This is a genomic window from Pseudomonas sp. MONT-RG-20F-20-E-7-02, from assembly GCF_022662395.1.
In the GTDB taxonomy this organism is placed as follows: domain Bacteria; phylum Pseudomonadota; class Gammaproteobacteria; order Pseudomonadales; family Pseudomonadaceae; genus Aquipseudomonas.
This window is the reverse complement of record NZ_JAKNQN010000005.1, coordinates 413,621-434,854: the sequence shown is the minus strand read 5'-3', so window position 1 is coordinate 434,854 and position 21,234 is coordinate 413,621. Positions and strand designations below refer to the sequence as shown.

Genomic DNA, 21,234 nt, shown 5'->3' with positions numbered 1-21,234 from the left:
GACTTAGCGACCGCGAACCGCTTGTTCCAGCTCGGCAAAACTCGGGCGATGTTTCGGGTACAGCACCTTGCGCCCGAACTCCACCGCCAGCGACGGCGGCATGCCGGATGCCGAAGCCACCAGGCACGCCTTGATCGCTTCGTACAAATTCACTTCTTCCTTGGCATCGTGGGCCAGGGAAGTCGCCAGCGGCCCGAAGAAACCGTAGGCGGCGAGAATACCGAAGAAGGTACCTACCAGTGCCGCACCCACGTGCATGCCGATGGCCTTCTGGTCGCCCTCACCCAGGGACGCCATGGTCACCACGATACCGAGTACCGCCGCAACGATACCGAAACCGGGCATGCCGTCGGCAACGCCGGTCACGGCGTGGGATGGGTGTTCCAGCTCTTCTTTAAGGCTGAACAACTCCATGTCGAACAAGCCTTCCAGCTCGTGCGGCGCCATGTTGCCGGAGGACATGATGCGCAGGTAATCACAGATGTAGGCGGTCATGCGCTCATCTTTGAGCACTGCCGGGTACTTGGCGAAAATCGGGCTGGCGGCGGCGTCTTCGATGTCGCCTTCGATGGCCATCATGCCTTCGCGGCGGCTCTTGTTGAGGATCTCGTAGATCAGCCCCAGCACTTCCAAATAGAAGGTGTGGGAGAAGCGCGAGCTGAACATGCCCAGCGACTTCTTGATCACGTGCATGGTCATGTAGCCGGGGTTGGCCTGCAGGAATGCGCCAAACGCGGCACCGCCGATAATCAGCACTTCGAAGGGCTGGATCAGCGCAGCAATTTTACCGTGGGACAGGACGTACCCACCGAGCACACTTGCGATGACGACGATGATGCCGATAATTTTAGCCATAGGAGATTGGTACTTGCGCCGTCGGGTTCATGGACATATTGGGTGAAGCTGAAAACTCTTGTTCTACTTATCGGCAAAACTGCGCCAGACTATAGCCCGTTAAGGCGAAAAGCCAATTCGGCCCGTTCCGGGCGTGTTGAATGCAAGTGATGATCGCGCCCCAATCATGGCTAATGAAACGACAGTTCCAACGACAAAACCCACCACACTCGCCGCTTGGATCAAGCGCCTGGACGAGGTGCTGCTGCCCGTTCCCCAGGCCAGCCACGAGCGTGTGTGCAAAGCCATTCGCGATAGCCGCAGTTCATTGCGAGATATTGCCGAGCTGATGCAAAACAGCCCGGCGCTGGTGCTCAGCGTGATGCGTGAGGCCAACAGCCACACCCACGGCAGCATGGCCGAACCGGCGGAAAACCTTGAAGTGGCGCTGAACCGCCTGGGCCTCAAACGCGCCGAAGAGTTGCTGGCGCGCCTGCCCTCGGTGCCGGAAAAAGACATCCCGGTGGCCCTGCGCCAATTGCTGCTGGTGAGCCAACACGCGTCCCAGCAAGCCAACGGTTTGTTCGCCAGCCGCCTCGCGCGGTTGTGGCAGGACATTCACTGGGGCAGCCTGCTGTTTCTGTCGCCACTGTGGCCGATGGCCGTCGCCTTTCCCAAGCTCCTCGAAGAATGGGAATTGCGGGTGATCCACAAAGGCCAGCCGGCACGCAAGGTCGAGCAGGAATTGTTCGGTGTGCGCCTGCTGGACCTGTGCCTCGGCTTGACCGAAGCCTGGCACCTGCCGATCTGGGTCTCCCAGGGCTACAACCTGCTGCTGACCGAACAACGCCTGCTGGTAAAAGCGCTGCACATCGCCCGCGAAGACGACGCCTTGCGCCACCAGCAATTGCTCGACGCCGAACCCAACCTGCGCCGCTGGCTCAACCAACCAGCCAACACCGTGCTGCTGGCGAACGGCCTGGCGATGTCGGCCCAGGAATCCTGGACCTGCCCGCACACCGAGCGCTGGCAATACCTCACCGCGCTGTACCTGCAAGCGCCGCTGGGCGACGTGCAGCAGCAGGTTCACCAGCAAGCGGTGACCAGCGCGCGCAGCACCTTGATGCCGGACCTATGGCACCCGGCGCTGTCGCTGATCTGGCCGTGGCATGTGCAGAAAATCCATCGCGGCCTGCTGCCGGCGCCGCCGCCCACTGCCGAAGCACTGGCCGTGTGGCGCAAGCGCTGCACCGAGCTGCTGGTGGAGCCGAGCCGTTTTGCCAACGCCATGCACCTGACTACGTGTGCCAAGGAAGCCTTGGTCGCCAGCGGCATGCAGCGGGTTTTGCTGTTTATGGCCGACCGTGCGCTGAGCACCTTGCGCGTGCATCAAGCCGATGGCTTGCCCAAGGACGCCGCCAACCTCAGCCTGGACGTGGTCAACAGCACGCTGTTGCAACGCCTGCTGGAGAAGCCTGCCCAGGTGCGCCTCACGCCGGACAATCACGCACAGTTCTCGGCATTGCTGCCGCCGATCCTGCGCCGCCTGTTCACCGGCGAACACCTGTTGCTACGCTCCCTGAGCTGCAACGGCAAGGTGGTGATGCTGATGGTCGCCGACCAGGGCGGCGGGCCGTTCTCGGAAACCACCGTGCAGGCGTTCGGCAAAACCGCTCAATGCATCGAGAAAGCCCTGCACAGCTTTACCAACCGCAGCGCTTGATGCTTGCGCTACAATCGCCCTCTTTTACCGCCAACATTTGTGCCCAGGAGACCTCACATGCCTGACTTCTCTGGCTTGCCGCTGGTGATCGAGTCCAGCGACCTGCTCGGTCAACTGGATGCCGAACACCTGATTCTGGTGGACCTCACCAGTGCCGCCCGCTACGCCGAAGGGCATATCCCCGGCGCGCATTTCGTTGACCCCAAGCGCACCCAACTGGGCCAGCCACCCGCGCCCGGTTTGCTGCCGAACAAGGCCGACCTGGAAAAACTCTTCGGCGAACTGGGCCACACCCCGGACGCGACCTACGTGGTCTACGACGACGAAGGCGGTGGCTGGGCCGGGCGCTTCATCTGGATGCTCGACGTGATCGGCCACCAGAAATACCACTACCTGGACGGCGGCCTGCTGGCATGGCTGGACGGTAACCACCCGCTGTCCACCGAGGTGCCCGCCCCGGTCGGCGGCCCGGTCAGCCTGACCTTGCACGACGGCCCCACCGCCACCCGCGAATACCTGCAAAGCCGGCTCGGTGCTGCCGACCTGGGCATCTGGGACGCACGCGGCCCGCTGGAGTATTCCGGCGAAAAAGTCCTGGCGGCCAAGGGCGGCCACATCCCCGGCGCCGTGAATTTTGAATGGACCGCCGGCATGGACAAGGCGCGCAACCTGCGCATCCGCCGCGACATGCCGCAGATCCTCGAAGACCTCGGGCTGACCAAAGACAAAGAAATCATCACCCACTGCCAGACTCACCACCGCTCTGGCTTCACCTACCTGGTGGCCAAGGCGCTCGGTTATCCGCGAGTCAAAGGTTATGCCGGTTCCTGGGGCGAATGGGGCAACCACCCCGACACCCCCGTTGAGATTTAAGGTTTAAAGGACAGTTAATGAAAAAGCAGTTGTTTATCCTCAGCCAGTATTTGCTGCCGCACCACTTGCTCTCGCGCTTGGCCGGCTGCATTGCCGAGTGCCGCGTGCGCTGGTTCAAGAACGCCTTCACGGCGTGGTTCGCCAAGCGCTACCAAGTGGACATGTCCCTGGCGCTGGTTGAAGACCTGACCGCCTACGAGCACTTCAACGCCTTCTTCACCCGCGCGCTGAAAGACGGCGCCCGCCCGCTGGATCAAACCCCAGGCGCGGTATTGAGCCCGGCCGACGGCGCCGTCAGCCAGTTGGGCCCGATTGAACATGGCCGGGTGTTCCAGGCCAAGGGCCACAGCTTCAGCGTGCTGGAACTGCTGGGCGGCGATGCGGCAGTGGCTGCACCGTTTATGGGCGGCGACTTCGCCACCATCTACCTGTCGCCGAAGGACTACCACCGCGTGCACATGCCGCTGGCCGGTACGCTGCGCGAGATGGTTTATGTGCCGGGGCGGATTTTCTCGGTCAACCAGACCACCGCCGAAAACGTGCCGGAGCTGTTTGCACGTAACGAGCGTGTTGTCTGCCTGTTCGACACCGAACGCGGCCCGATGGCGGTGGTGTTGGTGGGTGCGATGATCGTCGCGTCGATTGAAACCGTGTGGGCCGGGCTGGTAACGCCGCCGAAACGCGAGCTGAAAACCTTCCGCTACGACGAAGCCGCACGCGCGCCGATTCACTTGGAGAAAGGTGCCGAACTGGGCCGCTTCAAGCTGGGTTCGACTGCAATCGTGCTGTTCGGGCCAGACCAGGTGAAGTGGGCTGAAGAACTGGTGGCGGGTACGCCGGTGCAGATGGGCCAGGGCATCGCCGCGCCTAAAGCCTGATTAAAGCCGATTGAAGATCAAAATGTGGGAGCGGGCTTGCCCGCGATGACGGAGTATCAGTCGATACATCATTGACTGATCCACTGCTATCGCGGGCAAGCCCGCTCCCACATTTTTTACTGCATTTCTACAGTGCGAACCGCTTACAGCTGACCGTCGCGGTCGCGAAAGCCCAGCAGATACAACACACCGTCCAACCCCAAGGTCGAAATCGCCTGCTTGGCCGACTGCTTGACCAACGGCTTGGCGCGGAACGCCACACCCAGCCCGGCAATCGCCAGCATCGGCAAGTCATTGGCGCCGTCGCCGACCGCAATGGTCTGCTCCAGACGCAAGCCTTCCTTGTGGGCCAATTCCTTCAGCAGATCCGCCTTGCGCTGTGCGTCGACAATCGGCTCCACCGCCACGCCGGTCACCTTGCCATCCACCACTTCCAACTCGTTGGCGAACACATAGTCGATGCCCAGCTTGGCCTGCAATTGCTTGGCGAAGTAGGTGAAGCCACCTGACAGTATGGCGGTTTTGTAGCCCAGGCGCTTGAGTTCGGCGAACAAGGTTTCGGCGCCTTCGGTCAGGCGCAGCGACGCACCGATCGAGTCCAGCACGCTCACATCCAGGCCTTTGAGCAACGCCAGGCGCTCCTTGAAGCTCGCGCGAAAATCCAGCTCACCAGCCATGGCGCGCTCGGTGATTTCCGACACCTGCTCACCCACACCGGCAGCCTTGGCCAACTCATCGATGACTTCGGCTTCGATCAGCGTGGAGTCCATGTCGAATACCGCCAGGCGGCGGTTGCGGCGGAACAGCGAGTCTTCCTGGAAGGCGATGTCGACATTCAGCTCCTGGGCCACGCTGAGGAATTCAGCGCGCAGGGCTTGCGGATCAGCCGGCTCGCCGCGCACCGAGAACTCAATGCAGCCCTTGCCCTTGTCGGCTGGCGTATCCAATGGCATGCGACCCGACAAACGGTCGATGTGGTCGATATTCAAACCGTATTGCGCAGTGATCGAACTCACGCGCTGCAACTGTTCGGCGGTGACTTTGCGGGTCAGCAGCGTGACGATGTGGCGTTTTTTGCCCTGGCCTTCCACCCAATGCTGGTAATCGGCTTCGGACACCGGCGTGAAACGCACCTGTTGATCGAGCTTATACGCCGTAAACAGGATGTCCTTGAGCACCGACGAAGCCTGCTCGGTGCTCGGGATTTCCACGAGGATGCCGAACGACAGGGTGTCGTGGATCACGGCCTGGCCGATGTCGAGAATGTTCACACCACCCTGGGCCAGCACACCGGTAATGGCTGCGGTGAGACCCGGGCGGTCTTCGCCAGTGATGTTGATCAGGACAATTTCGCGCAAAGCGCACCCCCAGGCTGGAAAAAAACCGCATTCTACCCACTTTCAGTGACCATCGGGCACAGCCAGCGCTTTGCCGGTCCCAGGCCTGTCGCTATACTGCGCGTCAACTTCACGGACTAAAGAGCCGAGCTCAAGTGAACCGGCCTACGCCAGTAAAAACCGATAACTTCTTCCTGCTGATCTTCCGGGCACTGCGCCACCGCCGTGTACCGATCGCATTACGCATCGCCAGCCATAACGTGATCCTGGTCGCTCTGGCCTTGGTGATCTACGCCTGTGTGATGGGTTTGCAGTTCAAGCAGGCCATGCACGAGCAAGCCGACGCCCTGGGCGAGAGCTTGACCACTCAGACCGCCACCTCGGCGACTGAGCTGCTGGTGTCCAATGACATCCTCAGCCTCAACGTGCTGCTCAATAACCTGACCAAGAACCCGCTGGTGGCTCACGCCGCTATCTATAGCGTGGACAACCGGATCATGGCCGAAGCCGGGCAGCGCCCGAAAAACGGCCTGTTGGGTGAGGCCGAAGGCCTGTACCAGAGCAACATCACGTTTCAGGATGTGAAGGCCGGCCAACTGCGCATCAGCCTCGACATGCAGCAATTCCAGCAGCCGATGACCATCAGCCTGCAGAGCATGGGCATCCTCAGCGCGATCCTGCTGGCCTTGGCCCTGGCCCTGAGTTTGCGCCTGGGTCGGCATATCTCCACGCCGTTGATGCAACTGCGCATCTGGCTGCGCGATATCGACGAACACACCCCGGCCACTGACCGCCAGGATGAGATCGGCGACCTCGCCCGCCAACTCCACGCCAGCTTCGCCCCGGAACCGGTAGTGCCCGAGGTTGAACCGGAGCCTGAGTACGACGACACCGACTACGACGAAGACGAACCCGAGTTTGAAGTGCGCGACTTGCGTGACCCGGGCTTTGACGAAAGCGCGCCGGTGGCCGGCCTCAAGCCTGCAACGCGCCAGATCATCAAGGCCGAGGAAGATGAACTGGATGATGAAGATCCGTTCTCCGACCTGCGCGACACTTCGGCTGCCGCCCCGGCCGTTGCGCCAAAGCCTGCACCGGTGAAGAACACCGAACCTCAGCACAGCGCCGTATTGGCCGTGCAACTGGGTGCCCAGGACCAATTGCGCCGCCTGCCGCGTGCGCGCTTGACCGAACTGCTGGAACGCTACCGTGACTGCCTGGACCAGGCTGCTTCGCTGTATCAGAGCGAGCTGCACACCCTGAACGATGGCAGCACGCTGATGTTGTTCCATAGCGAAGACAGCGGTGAAGACTATCTGACCAACGCGATCTGCTGCGGCGAGTTGTTGCGCGCCCTGGGCCATGCCCTGCAGATCGAAGTGGCCGACAGTGGCATCACCTTGCAGCTGCAGCTTGGCCTGACCGTGGGCGATGATCTGTTCGGCATGAGCCAGATCGACCTGCTGCTGACCGAGATCGCCCAGGACGCACTGGCCTTGTCGCAACACAGCCGCAACCTGTTGCTGGTGGAGCGCAAGATCAGTGAAGACACCTTGATCCGCCAGCGCGCGCGTATCCGCCCGATCGCCAGCCCTGAAGGCGCGAGCTGTGTGGAGCGGTTGATGGAGCCGTATCCATCGATGCTGGAACGGCAGTTGGCGCGGATGCATGAGACCCGTACAAAACTCTAAAGACCACCCGCTGATCGTTCCCACGCTCTGCGTGGGAATGCCTCTTGGGACGCTCAGTCCCAGGCCATGTGCGAGGGTGACGCAGAGCGTCACTGGCTGCATTCCCACGCAGAGCGTGGGAACGATCAACAAAAAGGCCCGCTGAGTAAGCGGGCCTTTTGTTTGTGCGCTATTCAGATCAGAACCTGAACACTTCCATATCCGTACGAATCGGCGTAGCCATGGGCATCTTCGGCTTTTCCGGGGCTGCCGGCTTGGCCTGCGCCGGCGCCTGCTTACGCGGAGCTTCGGCAACCGACGGCTGGTTAGCCAATGGCTTGAGCGCCACCGATAACTGCTGCGCGAGATGCTGCAACAACACGCCCTGGGCCTGGACCTGGGACGCGGTAGTGCCGGTGTGTTCTTCCTGCAGGTGCACGATGCGGTTATCGCGCACCTGGCCACGGCGGTCGATCAAGCGCCACTGCGCATCCAGGATCGCCGGCTGCGAAGCACCCGAGTCAAGTCGGGTAATGGTCAGCAACACCTGCACATCCGGGGTGAACCCGGCTGGCGCAGGCGCCAGCACCACGCGCTGGCTGTCCAAATGACCCGCCACCTGACGCAACATCAGCTGGTTGATATCGGACGACAAACTGCCCGCCCAACGGCCATCGGTGGAACCTTGCAAGCTGCCGTCGTTCTGACGTTGCAGCAGGGTTTCGCGTTGCAGGTAGTCAGCAACCACTACCGGACCCAACAACACAGCCATGCCAGCGGATTGGGCTGGCTGAGCCGGACTTCCGCTGTCCAGCTGGTACAGCGACACCGGCTGGTGTGTGCTGCAACCCGCCAGCCCCAAAAGGCCAGCGAGCATCAAAAATAGAGGAAGGCGTGGAGCAGTCATCATCCCATCCAGGTGGCTGCCACAAGGCGAACCACAATGTAATACTAAAAATAACCTAAACACGCTCGGCCACGCCGGCGCTGGAAAGGCCATATCATCCGTGAATATGCGCCATGACTCCAGCGCGAAAGCGTCGATCTACGCGTTAAATCGTAGATCGAGGGCTCTAATACGCTTTAAACCGGCGTTTCAACCAACAAAGCGTCCACTCGCTGGAAGCCGCGCGGCAGTTTGTTACCGCGTCGGCCACGCTCACCCTTGTAATGTTCCAGGTCGTCGGGGCGCAACGACAGTGTGCGTTTGCCTGCCTGGAGTACCAGGGTAGAGCCTTCCGGGATCACCGCGATGTCGGTCACGTACTCTTCGCGACTGGCCACTCGCTCCCCGGGAATGCCAATAATCTTGTTGCCCTTGCCCTTACCCAGCTGCGGCAAGTCACTGATCTTGAACACCAGCAAACGCCCTTCGGTGGTCACCGACGCCAGCCAGTTGCTCTCGCGGTCTTCCACCGTACGCGGCAGGATCACCTTGGCGTTGTTCGGCAAACTCAACAATGCCTTGCCCGCCTTGTTCTTGGCCTGCAGGTCTTCACCCTTGACCACGAAGCCGTAGCCCGCGTCGGAGGCGATCACATACAGCGAATCATCGTCCGGCAGCAGCACACATTCGAAATTCGCCCCCGGTGGCGGTGTGAGTCGCCCGGTCAGCGGTTCGCCCTGGCCACGTGCTGAAGGCAAGGTGTGCGCCGGCACCGAGTAACTGCGCCCGGTGGAGTCGATAAACACCGCAAACTGGTTGGAACGCCCGGCAGCAGCGGTCTTGAAGCCATCACCGGCCTTGTACGACAGGCCGGTGGCGTCAATATCATGCCCCTTGGCGGAACGAACCCAACCCTTTTCCGACAGAACGACGGTAATTTTCTCGTTAGGCAACAGCTCGGTTTCTGTCAGAGCTTTCGCTTCAGCACGCTCGACGATTGGCGACCGACGGTCATCACCATAGGTTTCGGCGTCTTTGATTAATTCAGTGCGCACCAGCTTCTTCAGCTTGGCTTCGCTGCCCAACAAGGCTTGCAACTTGGCTTGTTCCTTAAGCAGTGCGTCCTGCTCATCACGCAACTTCATCTCTTCCAGTCGCGCCAACTGACGCAAACGGGTGTCGAGGATGTAGTCGGCCTGGATCTCGCTCAGCTCGAAACGCGCGATCAGCTCGGCTTTCGGGTGCTCGGCGGTACGAATGATGTGGATCACTTCATCCAGGTTAAGGTAGGCAATCAGCAAGCCGTCCAACAGGTGCAGGCGGCGCTCGACCTTGTCGAGGCGGAATTGCAGGCGGCGGCGCACGGTCTGTACGCGGAACTCCAGCCACTCCACCAGCAAGTTGCGCAGGTTTTTCAGCTGCGGCTTGCCGTCCAGGCCGATGATGTTGACGTTGACCCGGTAGCTCGACTCCAAGTCGGTGCTGGCAAACAGGTGCTGCATCAGCACTTCGTGGTCGACCCGGCTGTTGGTCGGGATGATCACGATGCGGCACGGGTTTTCGTGGTCGGACTCGTCACGCAGGTCGGCAACTTGCGGCAGTTTCGACGGCTTGGCCTGCATCAGTGCGGCGATCTGCTCGAGCACTTTGGCGCCGGACACCTGGTGCGGCAGCGCGGTGACAATAATGTCGCCGTCTTCGATGTGGTACACGGCGCGCATGCGCACCGAGCCTTTGCCGGTTTCGTACATCTTCAGCAGGTCGGCGCGCGGCGTGATGATTTCCGCTTCGGTCGGGTAATCCGGGCCCTGAATATGCTCGCAGAGCTGCTCGACCGTGGCCTTTGGCTCATCGAGCAAGCGCACGCAGGCGGTGGCGACTTCGCGCAGGTTATGCGGCGGCACGTCAGTGGCCATGCCGACCGCGATGCCAGTGGTGCCATTGAGCAGGATATTCGGCAAACGTGCCGGCAACACCAGCGGCTCGTCCAGCGTGCCGTCGAAGTTAGGGCCCCAGTTCGCGGTGCCCTGGCCCAACTCGCTGAGCAGCACTTCCGAGTAACGCGACAGGCGCGCTTCGGTGTAGCGCATGGCGGCGAAGGACTTGGGATCATCCGGCGCACCCCAGTTACCCTGGCCGTCTACCAGCGTGTAGCGGTAGCTGAACGGCTGGGCCATCAGCACCATGGCTTCGTAGCACGCCGAGTCGCCGTGCGGGTGGAACTTACCGAGCACGTCACCGACGGTACGCGCCGACTTCTTGTGCTTGGAATCTGCGTCCAGGCCCAACTCACTCATGGCGTAGATAATGCGCCGCTGTACAGGCTTCAGGCCGTCGCCGATATGCGGCAAGGCACGGTCCATGATCACGTACATGGAGTAGTTGAGGTAGGCATTTTCGGTGAAGTCAGCCAGCGACCGGCGTTCTACGCCATCTAAGCTGTCTGCGAGGATGTCACTCATGCGGGCCTCATCATTGTTTGGTCTGGCGCAGCAGCAATGTGCCGCTGCGCTGGGTAAATTCAAGTTGTTTCAATGCACTCATGCCCAGCAGCACCTGTTCCCCGTCCAAGCCCGGCGCGACTATCGCGCGCACGTCCTGCAGGACGATATCGCCCAGTTTCAGGCGGTCGAGGTGGGTGCGATAGCCCTGGACACGGCCGTTGGCGGTGCTCAAGGTCACCGGCAGGCCACGCTTAAGCCCGAGGTGGTCGGCCAATTCGGCCGGCACCGCCACATCGGTCGCCCCGGTATCGAGCATAAACACCACCGGCTGAGCGTTAATCTGGCCGCTGGCAACAAAATGCCCCTGGCCATTGCCCAGCAATTTCACTTCGATGTAACCCTCATGTTGCTCCGAGGTCACCACGGCATTGGGATTTTCCTGACGCGCCTCCCACTGCCCAAAAAACCGCGTAGCCAAAAACAGCCCGGCGCCCCACGCCACAAACATCAATACGCGTCCGGCGCGCTTGCCAGGCGGTTGCCCGCTCATGGCTGGGCGCTCCAACCACCTGCAGGGGCGGCGAAACGATAGACCACAGGGCGTTTTTCACCATCGGCGCGCGGGCCGAAATTGTTGTCGATACCCAACCAGGCGCCGTCGGCATCTACCACCAGGGCTTCGGCCAGGCCATACGGCTGAGCATAACGCCGGTTTGGCGCCAGGGTTTCATCGGCAAACGACCAGCACAGCTCGACTTTGGCCGTGACCGCATCGCGCCGGCAAATCTGGAACGCATTGCGTTCCAGGGTAAACAGCTTGCCGTTGAACAGCACCAGGTCGGCGAAATCCTTGGACACCGCCTTGGCATTGGTGAACTGCGCCGGCTGCACTTCCTGGCCGGCTTCGCTCAACAACACGCAAGGGCCGTCGCAATCCCAGACGCTTTGCCCGCGCTTGATCGAGATCAGGCCACGCCGCTCACGCTCGGCCGCCAGCCAAATCTGATTGCCTTGCGGGTTAATCGCCAGGCCTTCAAACAACGCGTTGAAATGCAGCAACATGCCGCTGGCCCGGGCTTCACGCACCATGCTCGGGGCAATCTTCAACCACTGCACCGCGCCCTCCACCGGCACTTGCAGCACGGCCGCGTGGGCCTCACTGACAATGTAACGGTTACCGGCTGCGTCACAGGTGATGCCTTCAAAATCCAGGTCGCCACCACGAATGAACGACGCGGCCTTGGTGCGCGAGCGCAAACCCCAGGGCAAACCGGACTCGGGCACCGGTGGCACGTCGATCTTTACCGTTTCGGCTTGCCAGGTCGGCGCGCTGATATCCAGGCGATAGATTTGATCGTCATCGCGGTCTGAAACCGTCCACAAGTCCTTGCCACACAGCGCCAGGCCCGAGAGGTTGCCGCCGCGCATGCCGTCCACCGGGTGTTCGGAAACCAGCTTGAGTTCAGCCACGGGCGCGGCAGCCACTGAGGTGGCCGCCAACCCGCTTAACATCAGGATCGCCAGGGCGAAGCCTGTGCGCATCAGCCCAGAACCTCGGCCAGGTTGCCTTTGGATTCCAGCCAGGCTTTACGGTCCGGGGCACGCTTCTTCGCCAGCAGCATGTCCATCATTTCCGAGGTGCCGGCGAAGTCTTCCAGGGTCAACTGCACCAGGCGCCGCGTGTTCGGGTCCATGGTGGTTTCGCGCAGCTGCGGCGGGTTCATTTCACCCAGGCCTTTGAATCGCGTGACCTGTGGCTTGCCGCGTTTTTTCTCGGCGACCAGGCGGTCGAGGATGCCATCGCGCTCGGCTTCGTCCAGGGCGTAGAAAATCTCTTTGCCGAGGTCGATGCGGTACAGCGGCGGCATGGCGACGTAGACGTGGCCGGCATCCACCAACGGGCGGAAGTGCTGGACGAACAGCGCGCACAACAAGGTAGCGATGTGCAAACCGTCGGAGTCAGCGTCGGCGAGGATGCAGATTTTGCCGTAGCGCAGCTGGCTCATGTCCGCCGCGCCGGGGTCAACGCCGATGGCCACGGCGATATTGTGCACTTCCTGGCTGGCGAGGACTTCGCTGCCATCGACTTCCCAGGTGTTGAGGATCTTGCCGCGCAACGGCAGGATCGCCTGGAACTCCTTGTCCCGCGCTTGCTTGGCGGAACCACCGGCGGAGTCACCTTCCACCAGGAACAGCTCGGAACGCATTGGGTCTTGCCCGGCGCAATCGGCCAGCTTGCCAGGCAATGCAGGGCCTTGGGTGATGCGCTTGCGCTCGACCTTCTTGCTGGCTTTCAAACGACGGCCGGCGTTGTTGATCGCCAGTTCCGCCAGGGCCAGGCCCAGTTCCGGATGCTCGTTGAGCCACAGGCTGAACGCGTCCTTGACCACACCGGAAACAAACGCCGCCGCCTCACGGGACGACAGGCGTTCCTTGGTCTGGCCGGAGAATTGCGGTTCCTGCATCTTCATCGACAGCACGAACGCGATGCGCTCCCACACGTCTTCCGGCGCCAGCTTCACGCCGCGCGGCAACAGGCTGCGGTATTCGCAGAATTCGCGCATGGCATCCAGCAAACCCTGGCGCAAACCGTTGACGTGGGTGCCGCCCTGGGCCGTGGGGATCAGGTTGACGTAGCTTTCCTGCACGCTGTCGCCACCTTCCGGCAACCACAGCAGCGCCCAGTCGACGGCTTCTTTATTACCAGCCAGGCTGCCGCAGAACGGCTCGTTGGGCAGGCGCTCGAAGTCGCTGACGGAGTCTTCCAGGTAGGAGCGCAGGCCATCCTCGTAATGCCACTCGACCTTTTCGCCGGTGCCTTTGTCTTCAAAGCTGACGAGCAAGCCCGGGCACAACACGGCCTTGGCCTTGAGTACATGCTTGAGGCGGCTGATGGAGAATTTGGGGGAATCGAAGTATTTCGGGTCCGGCGCGAAGTACACGCTGGTGCCGGTGTTGCGCTTGCCAACAGTGCCGACCACTTCCAGGTCGGTGGCTTTGTAGCCATCGGCGAACGTCATCTGGTACTCGTTGCCGTCGCGCTTGACCTTGACCCGCACCAGGGTCGACAGGGCGTTGACCACGGAAATGCCCACACCGTGCAAGCCACCGGAGAACTGGTAGTTCTTGTTGGAGAACTTGCCCCCGGCGTGCAGCTTGGTGAGGATCAGCTCGACGCCCGACACACCCTCTTCCGGGTGGATGTCCACTGGCATGCCGCGACCATCGTCGGACACTTCCAGGGAGTGGTCGGCGTGCAGGATGACCTGCACCGACTTGGCGTGCCCGGCCAAGGCTTCGTCGACACTGTTGTCGATGACTTCCTGGGCAAGGTGGTTCGGCCGGCTGGTGTCGGTGTACATGCCGGGGCGTTTGCGCACCGGGTCGAGGCCCGAGAGGACTTCGATGGCGTCGGCGTTATAAGAGCTAGCGCTGGGAGTGGCCATGGGGTCTCGTCGTGAGTCGTTCGATTAAAAAGTGACCTGCGATTTTTACAGTGAAGAAAAATCGAAGGATTGATACTGATCTGCGCCAATGCCGGCAAAGCTCAACATGGCCGGCAATTGCTGGGCGAAACCTTGGTAACCGTGGTCGCCACCCGCCTGGATGCGCAAGGCACAGGCCCGGTAATACTGCTGGGCGAGGCGATAGTCCAGGGTTTCATCGCCGGTCTGCAACCACACCTGGTAACGCCCGGCGTCCTGCGGGGCCGGCACTTCCAGTTCGGCCAGGGCCGTGACGTGGTCGTGGGTCAATTCCCAGGTTTCATCGGTGTAGAGGTTCTTCTGGGTGCCCAGGTAACCGTCAAACATCCGATGAGGGCTGACCGCCGGGTTGACCAACAGCGCCTTGAGGCCATGGCGTTCGGCAAGATGGGTTGCATAGTAGCCGCCGAGTGAGCTTCCGACCAGCAGCGGCCGCCCCAGTTGCTCAATGGCCTCCTCCAATTGAGGAATCGCCTGACGGGGATGATGATGCAGGGCCGGCACGCGCAATTGGTCGGCCAGGCCGAGGCTGTCCATCACAGTGATCAACTGGCTGGCCTTGTTGGAGGCTGGCGCGCTGTTGAAACCGTGGATATACAAGATCGAAGCAGACATGCCGGGCTCTCCGTGCTTCAGCCAAAGAGGCGCAGTTTACAGGGATCGGGGTGGTGTGTGAGACCCTCTATCCAAAGGACACAGAAGATCCACTGTGGGAGCAGGCTTGCCTGCGATGACGGTGTATCAGTCACACATTTATCAACCGGTGCACCGCTATCGCAGGCAAGCCAGCTCCCACACTTTTAACCAGTGTTTGCAGTGGTTAGTAGCCGTTGCTGCCGTAATCGATGGTAAATGCGAAACCTTCGACCCGCTCTACCCCGGTCTCCAACCGTCCGTCGGCATGCAGGCGCAGCCAGCGGTAACCCGGCGCTTGTTCGCTGACCTTGAAATCTTCACTGCCCGGCGCGAATTGGATGCACGTCGACGGCGACGCCAGCAGGCGAACGCCGTTGCGCTCGCGGTCGATTTCCTGGTGCACATGGCCCCAAAGCACCGCCTTGACCTGCGGAAAGCGGTCGAGCACGGCAAACAAAGCGTCGGGGTTGCGCAGGCCGATGGGCTCCATCCACGCACAGCCGATAGACACCGGATGGTGGTGAAAGCACACCAGATGGTGGCGGCTCGGCGCTTCGCTCAAGGCTTGCGCGAGCAATTGCAGTTGCTGGTCTTGCAAGTAACCCGGCACCGAACCGGGCACGGCAGAGTCGAGCAGGGTCACGCGCCAATTGCCGATGTCGACCACCGACTCAAGCAAATCACTGTGCTCGGCGGCGTGGGCCATGATCTGCGGCTCGTCGTGATTGCCGGGGATCCAGCGCGCCGGGGCATCGATCTGCCGGGTCAGCTCGCGAAACTGTTGATAGGACTCAAGTGTGCCGTCCTGGGACAAATCCCCCGTGGCCAGCACCAAATCGATCTGCGGTTGCTGCTCGCGCACCAACGCGATCACCCGCTGCAGGCTCTCGCGGGTGTTCATGCCCAGCAGCGCGCCGTCGGCCTCGGCAAACAGGTGGCTGTCGGACAGCTGCACCAGCAGCGCCGACGCGTCAGGGTTCACAGTGGATACGCTCGGCAAGGCGCTCTCCCAAGGCAATCACAGGAATGGATGTGTGGCGTGATTATGCTAGGGCAGGACACAAAGAGGAAAGACGCAGTTCACATCTACCGCACGACTTCAAACTCGTGCCCCAGGGCCAGGCAGTGGCTCAACCATTCACCGAGGAACACATTGAGCTGTGCTTTCTCATCGGGCTGGTGCATGAACACATTCGGGTAAGGATAGATGCTGCGAAAGCGTCGCGCATGTTCGGCGCTGATCACTTCGGCCATGCGCGCATCGTGATACACCTGCACTTCCAGCTGCGGCACCGGCAGCCACGGCAGGCTGTGTTCCTGGCGCACACGCAAGGTGGTGGTGTACGGGCAGTTGACGATGACCTCAAGGGTCAGCACGCCGAGCATCTGGTCGCCGTGGGTCACGGCAATGCGCCGCGCCTCGGGCGTGTGGCGCATGTCGGGAAGCAAGCGCATCAGCCGCGCATAGTTGGCCTCGCAGGCGGCTTGCAGCCCGATCAGGTCGACTCGATAACGTTCCCGTTCCTTTACTGCCATAACCCCCTCACTTCCGCGCGATTAAGCGCAAGCCATTGCAGGGCGATGATGCTGGCTGCGTTGGAAATTTTGCCGTCACGCACCGCTTGCAGGGCATCTTCGAACGCCCAGGTGTTGACGCGGATATCTTCTGCCTCTTCTTCCAGTCCATGGACGCCACCGGCCCCCGAGCTGTCGCAACGGCCAAGGTACAAGTGCACGAATTCAGTACTGCCACCGGGCGACGGAAAATATTTGGTGATCGGCCACAGCGCAGAGAACGTCAGCCCAGCTTCCTCCTCGGCTTCGCGGTGTGCAACCTCCTCCGGTTCTTCATCCTTGTCGATCAGGCCGGCGACCATTTCCACCAGCCACGGGTTATCGGTGCGGCCCATGGCGCCGACACGGAACTGCTCGATCAGCACCACTTCATCGCGCTGCGGGTCGTAAGGCAGCACGCACACGGCGTCATGACGCACGAAGACTTCGCGATTGATCACCCGGCTCATGCCGCCATCGAATTTTTCGTGGCGCAGCTGCACGCGATCGAGCTTGTAGAAGCCCTTGTAGGCATTGTCGCGCTGAACAATTTCGATTTTGTTCGGCGTCGATTTGGCAATGTCCGTCATATTCTTCCTCGTTAAGGCCGTGCGATTCGCGCCATCCTAACGCGCCCATGCCGGTTGGTGCAGCCCCTTTGCAGTTGCCGGGATAGACGGCGGGCGTCAAACTCACTCTAATAAGCTTAGTGGCGAACTGACTGCCTTGTCGGTAGTCGAAGCTCCACTCTTTTCGCTTTCCATCGATTTCCGAAGGACACACATGTCGCTTTTAAAAATCGCCTCCGTGGCCTGTATCGCCTTGACCCTGGGTGCCTGCCAAAGCCTGTTCCAGCCCAGCTACCTGAAGCCGCTGGACGCCAAACCGGACGCCTCGGAACAGATAAAGCCCGGCTGTGACAGCCCGGATTGCCCGCTGGTGAACATCGACACCGTGCATTTCCCCAGCGAGCCGCAACTCGACACGATTGTGGAACAACGCCTGCTGCAAATGACCCGCACCACGCCCGGCGCCAGCGTGCCGCCGACGCTGAATGCCTACCGGGACAAGTTCCTGCGCGAGTCGCCAGACCGCAACAGCATGTACTTGCAGGCCAAGGTACGTGATCAGCATGACGGACTGGTGATCATTGAAGTGTCCAGCTACCTGGACACCGGCGCCGCCCACGGCGAGCCCGGCCGTGGCTTCATCAACTATTCACGCTTGCTGCACAAAGAGCTGAGCCTGACCGACATGTTGCTGCCGGGCCAGGAACAAGCGTTCTGGAACACTGCGAAAGTCGCCCACAACAGCTGGCTGATCAACTCGCAAATGGACCGTGACCCCGAGTTCGTGAAGAACTGGCCGTTCCAGAAAACCCCGAACGTGGCCCTGACAAGCGCCGGCGTGGTGCTCAAGTACAACGTGGCCACCATCGGCCCGTACGCATTGGGGCTGATCGAAATGACCATCCCCTATGCGCGCCTCACCGGCGTGCTCAAGCCTGAGCTGATGCCCGCGCGCCACTGACGGCCCGCCCCAGGATCAACTGCAACAGCCCTGCCAGCAGCAATGCCGGCAGGGTTGCGCCAACATCCGGATACAGGTTGGCGAGCAGGTGATACGTGGCGATGCCGCCCAGCCAGGCCACCAGCGCCGGCCAATGCAAAGTGGCGACTGCGCCCTGGCCACGCCGGCGCAGGATGAAATGATCCACCAGCACCACGCCAAACAACGGCGCAAACACCGAGCCAATCAGCAACAGGAAGTTCTGGTACTGCGCCAGCGGTGCAAAGCAGGCGATCAAGGTGCAGATCACACCAATGGCCAAGGCCAGGTGCTCGACTTTCAAACGCAGCAAGATCCCACTGGACACCGCCGCCGAGTGAATATCGGCAAAGGCGTTTTCCGACTCGTCCAGCAGGATCAGCAGTAGCGGAATGCCCAGGCCGGCACCGGCCAGCGCCAGCAACAGCGCATTCACTTCACCGCTTGGTGCGAACGCCAGGGTGTAGGCCACGCCCAGGCTCATCAGCCAGAAATTACCGATAAAGAAGCCCAGCGCCGTGCCGCCGAACACGCTTTTGGCACGCTTGCCGAACCGTGAGTAGTCGGCGATCAGCGGCAGCCACGACAACGGCATGGCGATGGCGATGTCGAAACCCACCGCAAACGGCATCGAGCCGTCGCCGGACTTGGCCCACAGCGCAGCGAGGTCAGCCTTGGCAAACAGGTTCCAGGTCAGCCACAGGCAGGCGGCGAGCAGCAGCCAGATGCCCCACTTGCGCAGGATTTGCCGCACGAACGTCAGCGGGCCGCTGACGGCGAGCAACGTTGCCAAACCACCGAAAAACACTGTCCACAGCAACGGGCTGGCCAACAGGCTGCCCTCGCTGAATGCTCGCGTGCCCAGCAGGCTGGCGGCGTCACGCATCACGATGATTTCGAACGAGCCCCAGCCGATCAGCTGCAGCAGGTTCAGCAACGCCGGCAGGCTTGCGCCTTTGGCGCCGAGGCTGAGTTTGAGCGCAGCCATGGCGGACAGGCCGGTGTCGCTGCCGATCACGCCGACGGCGGCCAGCAAAAGCACGCCCACCAAGGTACCGAGGAAAATCGCCAGCAACGAACCGGACAAGCCCAGGCCCGGCGCAAGCAAGGCGCCGGTTTGCAGGACCATCAGGCCGATGCCGAGGGAGAACCACAGGGAAAACAGGTCGCGGGCGCCGAAGACGCGTTTGTCGCTCGGCACTGCGATATCAGGAGAGTAGGTACTCGGTTGAATGCTCAAGGGTGTTATCTCTGAGGGGCTGATCGTTCCCACGCTCTGCGTGGGAATGCCGCTATGGACGCTCTGCGTCCGCCTTTGTGACGCAGAGCGTCACGGGATGCATTCCCACGCAGAGCGTGGGAACGATCATCGGGGTCAGACCTTTTTGTAAAGCTGGCTGCCTTCCTGCTTGAACCGCTCCGCCTGCTCGGCCAAGCCCTTGGCCACGTCCACATCCACCGCTTCAATGCGCTGGTTGGCGGCGTACTCACGCACTTCCTGGGTGATTTTCATCGAGCAGAATTTCGGCCCGCACATCGAGCAGAAATGCGCGACCTTGGCCGAGTCTTTCGGCAAGGTTTCGTCGTGATAGGAACGCGCAGTGTCCGGGTCCAGGCCGAGGTTGAACTGGTCTTCCCAGCGGAACTCAAAGCGCGCCTTGCTCAAGGCGTTGTCGCGAATCTGCGCGCCGGGGTGCCCCTTGGCCAGGTCCGCTGCGTGGGCGGCGATCTTGTAGGTGATGATCCCGGTCTTCACGTCATCCTTGTTCGGCAAGCCCAGATGTTCCTTGGGCGTGACGTAGCAGAGCATGGCGCAACCGAACCAGCCGATCATCGCCGCGCCGATACCGGACGTGATGTGGTCGTAGCCCGGCGCAATGTCGGTGGTCAGCGGGCCGAGGGTGTAGAACGGCGCCTCGTCGCAGCACTCCAGTTGCTTGTCCATGTTCTCTTTGATCAGCTGCATCGGCACATGGCCGGGGCCTTCGATCATGGTTTGCACGTCGTGCTTCCAGGCGATCTTGGTCAGCTCGCCGAGGGTTTCCAGCTCACCGAATTGCGCGGCGTCGTTGGCGTCGGCAATCGAGCCTGGGCGCAGGCCGTCACCGAGGGAGAAGCTGACGTCATAGGCCTTCATGATTTCGCAGATTTCGTCGAAATGCGTGTAGGTGAAGTTCTCTTTGTGGTGCGCCAGGCACCACTTGGCCATGATCGAACCGCCACGGGAAACGATGCCGGTGACGCGCTTGGCGGTCAGCGGCACGTAGCGCAGCAGCACGCCGGCGTGGATGGTGAAGTAATCGACGCCCTGCTCGGCCTGTTCGATCAGCGTGTCGCGGAACAGCTCCCAGGTCAGGTCTTCAGCGGCGCCGCCGACTTTTTCCAGGGCCTGATAGATCGGCACGGTACCGATCGGCACCGGCGAGTTGCGGATGATCCACTCGCGAGTTTCGTGAATGTGTTTGCCGGTGGACAAGTCCATCACCGTGTCCGAACCCCAGCGAATGCCCCAGGTGAGTTTCGCCACTTCTTCTTCGATGGACGAACCCAAAGCACTGTTGCCGATGTTGCCGTTGATCTTCACCAGGAAGTTACGGCCGATGATCATCGGTTCGAGTTCGGTGTGGTTGATGTTGGCCGGGATGATCGCGCGGCCACGGGCGATTTCTTCGCGGACAAATTCCGGTGTGATGATTTTCGGCACGCTGGCGCCGAAGCTGTGGCCGGCGTGTTGCTGGTCAAGCAGGCCGCTGGCGCGGGCTTCTTCGAGCTTCATGTTTTCGCGGATGGCGACGTATTCCATCTCGGCGGTGATGATGCCTTTGCGCGCGTAGTGCATCTGCGTGACGTTGGCGCCGGCCTTGGCGCGGCGCGGGTTCTTCACGTGGGCGAAACGCAGCGCGGTCAGTTCGGCATCGCTGAGACGCTGCTGGCCGAAGTGCGAACTCAGGCCGGACAGGCGTTCGGTGTCGCCGCGCGACTCGATCCACGGCGAGCGCACATCGCCCAGGCCTTTGCGCACGTCGATGATGACGTTTGGGTCGGTGTAGGGGCCGGAGGTGTCGTAGACCACCACGGGCGCGTTTATTTCACCGCCGAAATCGGTGGGGGTCACGTCCAGGCTGATTTCACGCATTGGCACGCGAATGTCCGGGCGAGTGCCGGGTACGTAGATTTTTTGCGAGCGGGTAAACGGCTGCACGGAACCGGAGTCGACCTTGGCCGATTCACTCAGGTGCACGGTGTTTTTCGGTTTTGTACTTTTTATTTCTGCGTTCATCACGGGCTCTCCAACTATCCAGGCGGTGGATTTTTGTCGGAGCGAACCTGTGACGGATGGACGCACTGAAACCAGTGCTGTGCTGA

18 protein-coding genes are annotated in these 21,234 nt (G+C 61.4%); 5 read left to right on the top strand and 13 right to left on the bottom strand.

Translation table 11 applies throughout. The features are described from left to right. Positions 1-3 precede the first annotated feature (3 nt). Positions 4-855: a flagellar motor stator protein MotA gene (gene motA, locus L8I05_RS17590; RefSeq protein ID WP_017138472.1), complete on the bottom strand. Its 852-nt coding sequence runs from the start codon at positions 853-855 to the stop codon at positions 4-6. 166 nt (positions 856-1,021) lie between these two features. Between motA and L8I05_RS17585 the strand changes: the two genes are divergently transcribed. The 3 genes from L8I05_RS17585 to asd are packed head-to-tail and all read left to right on the top strand — an operon-like array spanning position 1,022 to position 4,308. Continuing rightward, positions 1,022-2,557, top strand: a complete 1,536-nt coding sequence (locus tag L8I05_RS17585) for an HDOD domain-containing protein (protein ID WP_242170603.1) — start codon at positions 1,022-1,024, stop codon at positions 2,555-2,557. A 57-nt stretch (positions 2,558-2,614) separates the two neighbouring features. Then, complete coding sequence (gene rhdA, locus L8I05_RS17580) at positions 2,615-3,430, top strand: thiosulfate sulfurtransferase (RefSeq protein ID WP_159953871.1); 816 nt, start codon at positions 2,615-2,617, stop codon at positions 3,428-3,430. Between the two features lie 17 nt (positions 3,431-3,447). Next, the gene (asd, locus tag L8I05_RS17575) at positions 3,448-4,308 is read left to right on the top strand and encodes an archaetidylserine decarboxylase (protein WP_159953870.1); all 861 of its coding nucleotides are present in this window, start codon (positions 3,448-3,450) and stop codon (positions 4,306-4,308) included. A 143-nt stretch (positions 4,309-4,451) separates the two neighbouring features. Here the strand turns inward: asd and serB are convergent, their stop codons facing one another. Beyond that, positions 4,452-5,666: a phosphoserine phosphatase SerB gene (gene serB / locus L8I05_RS17570; protein ID WP_017138476.1), complete on the bottom strand. Its 1,215-nt coding sequence runs from the start codon at positions 5,664-5,666 to the stop codon at positions 4,452-4,454. A 134-nt stretch (positions 5,667-5,800) separates the two neighbouring features. Between serB and L8I05_RS17565 the strand changes: the two genes are divergently transcribed. Continuing rightward, positions 5,801-7,336: an AhpA/YtjB family protein gene (locus L8I05_RS17565; protein WP_242170600.1), complete on the top strand. Its 1,536-nt coding sequence runs from the start codon at positions 5,801-5,803 to the stop codon at positions 7,334-7,336. A 178-nt stretch (positions 7,337-7,514) separates the two neighbouring features. Here L8I05_RS17565 and L8I05_RS17560 read toward each other — a convergent pair whose 3' ends face one another. The 9 genes from L8I05_RS17560 to L8I05_RS17520 all read right to left on the bottom strand — a co-directional run bounded on the left by L8I05_RS17560 (position 7,515) and on the right by L8I05_RS17520 (position 16,910). Beyond that, positions 7,515-8,222 carry an ABC-type transport auxiliary lipoprotein family protein gene (locus L8I05_RS17560; protein WP_197625767.1) on the bottom strand — a complete coding sequence of 236 codons (708 nt, stop codon included), beginning with the start codon at positions 8,220-8,222 and terminating at the stop codon, positions 7,515-7,517. 176 nt (positions 8,223-8,398) lie between these two features. After that, a complete protein-coding gene (gene parC / locus L8I05_RS17555; RefSeq protein ID WP_110622558.1) occupies positions 8,399-10,663 on the bottom strand; it encodes a DNA topoisomerase IV subunit A in 2,265 nt (754 codons plus the stop codon). 10 nt (positions 10,664-10,673) lie between these two features. Further along, positions 10,674-11,195 carry a TIGR02281 family clan AA aspartic protease gene (locus L8I05_RS17550; protein WP_177017357.1) on the bottom strand — a complete coding sequence of 174 codons (522 nt, stop codon included), beginning with the start codon at positions 11,193-11,195 and terminating at the stop codon, positions 10,674-10,676. Beyond that, the gene (locus L8I05_RS17545) at positions 11,192-12,187 is read right to left on the bottom strand and encodes an esterase-like activity of phytase family protein (RefSeq protein WP_159953864.1); all 996 of its coding nucleotides are present in this window, start codon (positions 12,185-12,187) and stop codon (positions 11,192-11,194) included. Before L8I05_RS17545 ends, L8I05_RS17550 begins: the two co-directional genes overlap by 4 nt. Then, on the bottom strand, positions 12,187-14,091 hold the full coding sequence (gene parE / locus L8I05_RS17540) for a DNA topoisomerase IV subunit B (RefSeq protein WP_099548087.1): 1,905 nt from the start codon (positions 14,089-14,091) through the stop codon (positions 12,187-12,189). The genes L8I05_RS17545 and parE overlap by 1 nt, the downstream gene beginning before the upstream one ends. A 45-nt stretch (positions 14,092-14,136) precedes the next feature. Then, a complete protein-coding gene (locus L8I05_RS17535) occupies positions 14,137-14,745 on the bottom strand; it encodes a YqiA/YcfP family alpha/beta fold hydrolase (RefSeq protein WP_159953863.1) in 609 nt (202 codons plus the stop codon). A 205-nt stretch (positions 14,746-14,950) separates the two neighbouring features. Beyond that, positions 14,951-15,766: a 3',5'-cyclic-AMP phosphodiesterase gene (gene cpdA / locus L8I05_RS17530; protein WP_242170598.1), complete on the bottom strand. Its 816-nt coding sequence runs from the start codon at positions 15,764-15,766 to the stop codon at positions 14,951-14,953. Between the two features lie 86 nt (positions 15,767-15,852). After that, complete coding sequence (locus tag L8I05_RS17525) at positions 15,853-16,302, bottom strand: DUF1249 domain-containing protein (protein WP_242170596.1); 450 nt, start codon at positions 16,300-16,302, stop codon at positions 15,853-15,855. Further along, positions 16,293-16,910, bottom strand: coding sequence for an NUDIX domain-containing protein (locus L8I05_RS17520; protein ID WP_242170594.1), 618 nt, complete (start codon positions 16,908-16,910; stop codon positions 16,293-16,295). The genes L8I05_RS17525 and L8I05_RS17520 overlap by 10 nt, the downstream gene beginning before the upstream one ends. Before the next feature lie 193 nt (positions 16,911-17,103). Between L8I05_RS17520 and L8I05_RS17515 the strand changes: the two genes are divergently transcribed. Further along, positions 17,104-17,850: an RsiV family protein gene (locus L8I05_RS17515; protein WP_159953860.1), complete on the top strand. Its 747-nt coding sequence runs from the start codon at positions 17,104-17,106 to the stop codon at positions 17,848-17,850. Here L8I05_RS17515 and cytX read toward each other — a convergent pair. Beyond that, positions 17,819-19,108 carry a putative hydroxymethylpyrimidine transporter CytX gene (gene cytX / locus L8I05_RS17510; RefSeq protein ID WP_242170591.1) on the bottom strand — a complete coding sequence of 430 codons (1,290 nt, stop codon included), beginning with the start codon at positions 19,106-19,108 and terminating at the stop codon, positions 17,819-17,821. The genes L8I05_RS17515 and cytX overlap by 32 nt on opposite strands. A 135-nt stretch (positions 19,109-19,243) precedes the next feature. Then, positions 19,244-21,148, bottom strand: a complete 1,905-nt coding sequence (gene thiC / locus L8I05_RS17505) for a phosphomethylpyrimidine synthase ThiC (protein ID WP_232109168.1) — start codon at positions 21,146-21,148, stop codon at positions 19,244-19,246. Between the last annotated feature and the right edge of the window lie 86 nt (positions 21,149-21,234).